The 7074-nt window shown below is 37.1% G+C and carries 5 protein-coding genes and 1 tRNA gene; 4 read left to right on the plus strand and 2 right to left on the minus strand.

Translation table 11 applies throughout. The features are described 5' to 3' along the window. Together Q0V26_RS06880 and Q0V26_RS06885 are read right to left on the minus strand one after the other, a co-directional pair. Positions 1–639 (minus strand): hypothetical protein, encoded by a 639-nt coding sequence (locus tag Q0V26_RS06880; RefSeq protein WP_297479766.1) that lies wholly within the window; start codon positions 637–639, stop codon positions 1–3. A 17-nt stretch (positions 640–656) separates the two neighbouring features. Continuing rightward, positions 657–3449: a molecular chaperone DnaK gene (locus Q0V26_RS06885; RefSeq protein WP_297479769.1), complete on the minus strand. Its 2793-nt coding sequence runs from the start codon at positions 3447–3449 to the stop codon at positions 657–659. A 452-nt stretch (positions 3450–3901) separates the two neighbouring features. Here Q0V26_RS06885 and Q0V26_RS06890 point away from each other — a divergent pair, with 452 nt between their 5' ends. The 4 genes from Q0V26_RS06890 to Q0V26_RS06905 all read left to right on the plus strand — a co-directional run bounded on the left by Q0V26_RS06890 (position 3902) and on the right by Q0V26_RS06905 (position 7073). Further along, positions 3902–5272 carry an MATE family efflux transporter gene (locus tag Q0V26_RS06890; RefSeq protein ID WP_297479772.1) on the plus strand — a complete coding sequence of 457 codons (1371 nt, stop codon included), beginning with the start codon at positions 3902–3904 and terminating at the stop codon, positions 5270–5272. A 93-nt stretch (positions 5273–5365) separates the two neighbouring features. After that, positions 5366–6421, plus strand: coding sequence for a DUF3080 family protein (locus Q0V26_RS06895; protein ID WP_297479775.1), 1056 nt, complete (start codon positions 5366–5368; stop codon positions 6419–6421). Positions 6422–6514: 93 nt separating this feature from the next. Then, complete coding sequence (locus Q0V26_RS06900) at positions 6515–6775, plus strand: DUF5062 family protein (protein ID WP_297479778.1); 261 nt, start codon at positions 6515–6517, stop codon at positions 6773–6775. Between the two features lie 221 nt (positions 6776–6996). After that, positions 6997–7073 (plus strand) — tRNA-Val (locus Q0V26_RS06905). Position 7074: the final 1 nt, after the last annotated feature.

The following is a 7074-nucleotide window of genomic DNA, read 5'->3' on the forward strand; positions in this document are numbered from 1 at the left end:
TTAAAAATCCTTCATCACAGCCTGTTCGATTTCTTGTGATGTCATCGATGGGTAAGCGTTATGATAAGCGTCAACTAAAATACTACTGTGCTTTTTTGACTCATCTAAAGTCAAATCACCATCAATATACGCTTCTACATCATCAGGGGTTAATCCACTTTTCGCATAGGATTTAATGATTTCTAGTATCACTTTTGAGTCGATACCTAGTTCGCCGACTTTACTTAAAAACGGTAAAGATATGTCTGTGTTTAATTCATTGCCTAACGCTTTTAAAGCAATAGAAGTACCGATAGCTTGACGAACGGTTTTATCTATTGGATCTTGGCTTAGCGTTACTTCATCAACATCGACTTCATTACGCAAGTAATCGATATAATCGTTTATTTGATCGAAATCTTCTGGCTTTTTATCTGCAGCCATTGCTTTAGCACCTAAATCTTCCACTTTATCATTTGGTTTTAGTACATTGGCAGCAAGACTAACGCCTTCCACCAATTGAATCATTTTAGGTAGATTTTCACCTAGTGTTTTAATCACAATAGGGGCATATTTTACGATCATTGGACCAAGTGTCGCAGCTGCTTTGGTAATGGCTGAAATAATCGATAGAATTAACGTTGGCGGCATAATTAACATAATTTGTCCTTAAATAATTAAAGTTCTAGACTTTGAATACTGTTTAGATAAACGTTATTTTCAATGTCATTTTCATTAGCAATAACGTATTCAATTTTCGTCGGCGAGACGATACGGATATAAACCAAAGCATCGTCATCGGTCATATCTAATTTAATCGTTTTCTTCTTAATGCTGCTGTCTGAGATAACCACATTACCTGTGCTCGATGTTGGTTGTTCGGTATAAAACAACTCAAATTTCTGATAGCCAGCATCAATAAACTCTACCCATTGGTTAAAGCCCATTTCACGGTCTATTACGGGTTTAAATTTTCCTTTACGGTTTTCACCCAAATAAAATTTAAAACGAATATCATCATCAGCAAGGTTACGATCGATAACCATAATATTGCCGCCTTCACGTGATTCAATAAGCCCAAAAGCAACTCCTGTTTTGCCTGTCGGTTTCTCTACGTCATTTTTATCCGCCCCCAATGGCGCAAACAATTCGAAGTGGCTTTGACCTGTTTGATTGCCAATGCCTTCATCTTGCAGAGCGATATGCATTTCAAACAAGGCGTTTACAAAACTGGATTGGCTTGAGTTACCTGCCAAGAAAATCTTCACCGAATCAATATCACCTAGTGATTGTTGACTATTACTGAACGCTAAGCGCAATGCATTAAAGAAGTTCTCCACTCCTCGCTCAATTCGATCAGACAGTAACTGCTTTAATTCCCCTTCATCAATATCAAGCGCGAAACCCGAATGCTGAACACCGTGAATATCCGTCAGTGTGATGCTCAACTCACCTGACGCATCGATGGTAAAATCTTCGTGCTCTTCCCAGAATGGACGCAAAGCAATACACAGCTTTTTGGTGTTGTTTCGAGCTTCTTGAGAATGGCTTAATAGTTGTTCACTCCCAGCAAACACGTCTTTTTCTGGGTGTTTTTCAAACTGAATGCCTTGTTTAAGTAATTTGCTTTTGTTTTTCTTAAATACTTCAAAAGCCAATAACTCTAATAAGTTTTCACCGCCAAGGAATTGATCACCACCCGCACCAAAGTGTTCAATCACATAATCAAAACGGCGCTCTTTTCCACCTTTTGATTCTCTGAAAATACCAAAATCAAAATCTGTCGTACCACCACCGAAATCAAATACGCTATAAAAAATACGCTCGTCGCCTTGTGGATCAAAATCATGTGATTTAAACGCCGTTAGTGCGTATGCTGCAGGCTCACTCGCCCCTTTTGTCACCGTCAGTTGGTCAATGGCTTGTGTGCCTAACTCCGCAGGCAGTGATTTTTTTAAGCCCTTTTCAAAACTAGCGATGATCTTGTCTCGAATCGGCATTTCATAAGTCACTGGGAACGACAATATGTATTCCATAAAAATGCCATTATTTAAGTTATTAATATACAAACCTAAATAATACGCATAGATTTCAATTGGGTTGAAATCATCATCCGTTAGCTCAAGAAATGGCGGCAGGTCAATAATTTTGCCTTTTTGTCCCACAATTTTAAGCTTTCTGTTTTTGTCGCCAGCCCACTGTTTTATCTCATCAAGGAAGGTATTAAATTGACTTGATTCGGTCCCCTCCATTGAATTTTTTGCGGTATGTGAAATGGTCAGATCTTGCCAACGTGTATACGGCTTATTGGCTTTGACATCATAAGCAGTAATAAAGGCTTCTAGATCTTTAAACTCCATAATGGTTGGGTTTTCATAGTGATACGCTTGAATATCGGTACTTAAATCACCCGTACCTACGCGCATTGGGTGAATATTCACGTTATCTTTTTGGTACACCACCACCGTGCTTTTGGTACCGAAATCAATACCGACCACACCATCATTAATGCTGGATTTTGGATCACGAGCAACCATAGGAACGGGTAAGCTAATTGTTTGCTCATTTGTTCCTTCTAGCTCGTCGGTCCATAACGACCAGTGGCCAAGCTCAGTGTCTTCTACAATTTTTGAATGATATGGTGCCACGTCGGCACGAATGCTGTCTTCAAGCAATAAGCTGTTGGTTATTTTTTGGGTCACCATCTGATTTAAAATATCAAAATGATTTTCCATTTCCTCAACATAAATTTTCTTTTCGTAATTTAAGGCAACAATCAGTGCTTTGTATAACGCATTGTTTTTAAGTTTTATTGGAGTAAAACCACTAAAAATCGCATTAATAAATATGCCTTTATTGCCTACATTTGAAAACTCTGCTTGAGGTAAATAAGGAAGGCAATCGCCCTCTGAGCTTCCATAAAAACATCCCGAGTCACAATTAAAACCATGAACCTCATTATTCAATTTAAATAGATAATTAGAGCTATAGGAGACTGTTCCTTCATCGATAGGGAACGGTGCATTCGATAAATTCGTCAATTTTTTTAACGTATCAAGATTAGGCACATCCCATTTATTAAACTTATCATTTAAACTGCCATTAATTATTTTTAGTAGTTCATCATAAGACTCACCAGAACAAAAAGATTCGCCTTCATTAAATGATTCAATAGTTTCTTCAGAAAGCATCCAAAAACCTTTGGCTTGTTTATCAAAATAAATATCACCATCAAAACTAACCCAACGCGCTGCATTAAACTCGCTTTCTACTTCAGAAAAACACGTATTTAATGCATTCATTAGTGGTGTCTGGTTACTTAATGTCGTTGCGCCATTAACAAAGGCAACTATCTCTTTTTGTATAGTGTCTTCTAAATTTTCCACCATCTTTTCAAATGAAGCATCAACGCCCATTTGTTGCGCTGCTACATTAGACAATTTCCATTCTTTTATTCTTTTGGTGTTCATGGTTGTTTAACCTTTAACTAACTGATTTAATTTTCATTTTAAACCAATTGTTTTTTTGTATCCTCAACATTTAGTGATGCATATCTCTCTTTTAAAATTAAGATTTAGGTTTACGGTACAACCCATCCAAATTTAACAATTATTTAACTACAAAACCCTATTAAATATCAAAAAACAATCTTTATTGTTGTTACATTGGAGATGACTTAGATAATAAACAATGTGTTACTCTCTTATTCGACTTAAAATAGAATAAAGAACACATTTATTTAACAAATAACCAAAAGTATAGATAGAATAAAAATATATTTTATCCACATAAAGTGTTAAATATTACTTGGCTTTATGCGTTTTATTTATATAATCCAGCCATCTTTAGAATGCATTAAAATAGTGTCTAACAGCTATTCATTCCTCCCCTTTTTGTTTCCTCATTTTTGGAGCTATGCTGAGTGCAAAACTACATCAAAGAAACATCACAATTACTCAAACTTGCTATACCCGTTTTAATTGCCTCAGTTGCCCAAACATCAATGGGTTTTGTCGACACGGTTATGGCAGGTGGCGTAAGTGCTACAGATATGGCAGCCGTTGCTGTTGCAGCAAGCATCTGGTTACCCTCAATTTTATTTGGTGTTGGCTTGCTGATGGCGATTGTTCCTATCGTCGCTCAACTCAGTGGTTCAGGAAAAAAAGAAAAGATACCATTTGAGATTCAAACCGCCTTCATTTTAGCGGTACTAATCTCAATACCAACCATGCTGATTTTATACAATGCAGGGATTTTGATTCACTATATGAATGTAGAACCCGTACTGGCTGAAAAGACAGTGGGTTACTTACATGCGGTACTATTTGCAGTACCTGCTTTTCTATTTTTCCAAACCTTAAAAAGCTTCTCTGAAGGTTTGTCGTTTACAATTCCTGGAATGGTGATTGGCTTTTTAGGATTATTGCTCAATATCCCTCTAAACTGGATTTTTGTTTACGGTAAATTTGGCATGCCAGCGATGGGTGGTGTCGGTTGTGGTATTGCAACGGCTATCGTGTACTGGTTTATGTTCTTTGCCATGCTCGCATTCGTATTAATTAACAAACGACTTAATAGCCTTAATGTCTTTGGTACGATCTATCCGCCTAAATTTTCTGCTATTAGCCGTTTGTTTAAGTTAGGTTTTCCTGTTGCTGCCTCATTATTTTTTGAAGTATCGCTATTTGCCGTTATTGCGTTATTAATTTCACCTCTTGGGCCAATGAAAGTCGCATCACACCAGATTGCGATGAACTTCTCATCGTTAGTATATATGTTACCAATGAGCATAGCGGCAGCCGTCAGTATTCGTGTTGGTCATAAAATGGGTCAAGAAGACATTATTGGCGCTAAAATTGCTAGTCATTGTGGGCTACTTGTTGGTACATCATTAGCATTTTGTACTGCCATTTTAACTGTGCTTTTCCGTGAGCAAATAGCCTTACTTTATACTGATAACCCTGAAGTTATTATGTTTGCCGGTCAATTATTGTTATTAGCTGCCATCTACCAATGTAGCGATGCAGTACAGGTTGTTGCAGCTGGCGCACTACGTGGCTATAAAGATATGCGTGCCATCTTCTTCTGCACCTTTATTGCTTACTGGCTATTAGGATTACCGATTGGTTATATTTTAGGTATGACAGATTGGATTGTTAGACCAATGGGGCCTGAAGGTTTTTGGATTGGCTTTATTATTGGCTTAACATCTGCTGCGATAATGCTTGGTCTGCGTATGCGTTGGGTTCACAAACTTGATACGCAAAAACAAATTGAGATGTCATTACGCTAACCGCCAATGATATCTTATTAAAAAAGCGATCTTAGGATCTAAACTAACAAAGGCGATATATGCTTAAACAACTATTAGTCATTGTAGAGTATGATGAAAAAATTATTGTTGCTCGCCATTATTTGTCTATTTTCCGTTATCGGTTGTAAAGAAAATACAACCGATGCCTTACTCGACACCTACCAGCAACGCCTTACGAATATATTAGGCGTTGAGCCTGACACTATTCCTTCCCTAGATATACCCAGTTATCCTCGAACCCATGCCCTCAAACAACCTATTACAGATATAACAATTGGACTATTAAGTGCTTATGAATTACGCCAATGTGGTTTATTTCAATTAATTGCGGAGCGTAATTCAGTATTAGGCAAAGTGCAGGATAAAACACGTCGACTACATTACGAGTTATTGTTTTTAAAACAAATTGAACATTGCCTAAATGTTCTCAATAGTACTGATCCATTGCAGCTTCAACTTAAAAATATATATCATCAAAAACAACAACAATTACCGCAAGCCATATGGAATATGGTATTTACGGGCCAAGAGTGGCGGCAACAATTTACTCTAGGGCATCAATTACTACCGTCCCAACAATTTGGCGGCTATATCGAAAATTTAGCGGCATTTGAGTATTTAGAGACATTAACAACAATGCTATCGAACCAAACCACTAAACATTCACTAACAACGAACAATATTGATCAACTACTCCACCATCAACAGCAAATTCATAATACCCAATATATTGGCTTACTGTTTTATTCTATTGCTCGTATTACAACAATAATGAATACTATTACAACGCAACTTATTACTCATGATCAAGCTGTTATGTGTGGTAAAAATATCAATCAACAACAAGCGCAATATTTACGTAATGTTTTCTATAAATATTATATCAATGATATTCAGCCATATATCAGTAAATTACATTCTCAATACCAGCAATTACGACCGCATTTAGATAACCTTTACACCACGTTAATCCAACAACATATCCACCCGCCGATAGCGATGGCATTGTATGCTCGCTATTATTTTCAGGGAGAGCTGCTCTATCAATTTCAACAAGCAACCCATGATCATGTTCGCTATTGGCAACGATTATTTAAGCGCTGCCAATTTAAGGTTGGACATCAATAAGTTGCTACCAACCTCAATTATCATTTTTGCTACTATGCGTTGATTTAGAGAATAGGTAAACTACACTACATTGTAGAGGTCAGGGAGATAAGAATGAAAAAGCATAAAAATGAAGCAAAACTTTTAAAAAAAGCCTTAGAACTGGGTTTCGCCTTTGCAAAAAAACAAGGATTTAATGATTTAGATCGCGGTGTCGGTTCGACCGATCGCGTGGAATGTATTTATCGCTTATTAGTGCAATGTAAACAAATTACGCCATTAGCCGTTGATAAAGAAGATGGCATCAATATGAAGCATAAATTGGTATTGTGGATTATTCGTCTATTACCAGAAAATCACGAATTGCTTCAATAACCCTTTTCACATAGCCACCTGTAAAATACTGGTGGCGTTCCTCACAAATAACATGCGCAATATCACATTCGTCTAATTAACCATCACCAAACTGGCTATTGTGCAAGCAAACGCACTGAATTTACTAAAAAAGCCTATTTAAACACTTGCCTAGAGGAAAGTGACTCGCTACTATGCTTATCATTCACTGATTACGATTTAATGGTAATTAAGCTGAATTTGCTCGCTTAGCTCAGTTGGTTAGAGTACTTGCATGACATGCAAGGTGTCACTGGTTCGAGTCCAGTAGCGAGCACCAT

The organism is uncultured Photobacterium sp. (assembly GCF_947039875.1).
Classification (GTDB): Bacteria; Pseudomonadota; Gammaproteobacteria; order Enterobacterales; family Vibrionaceae; genus Photobacterium.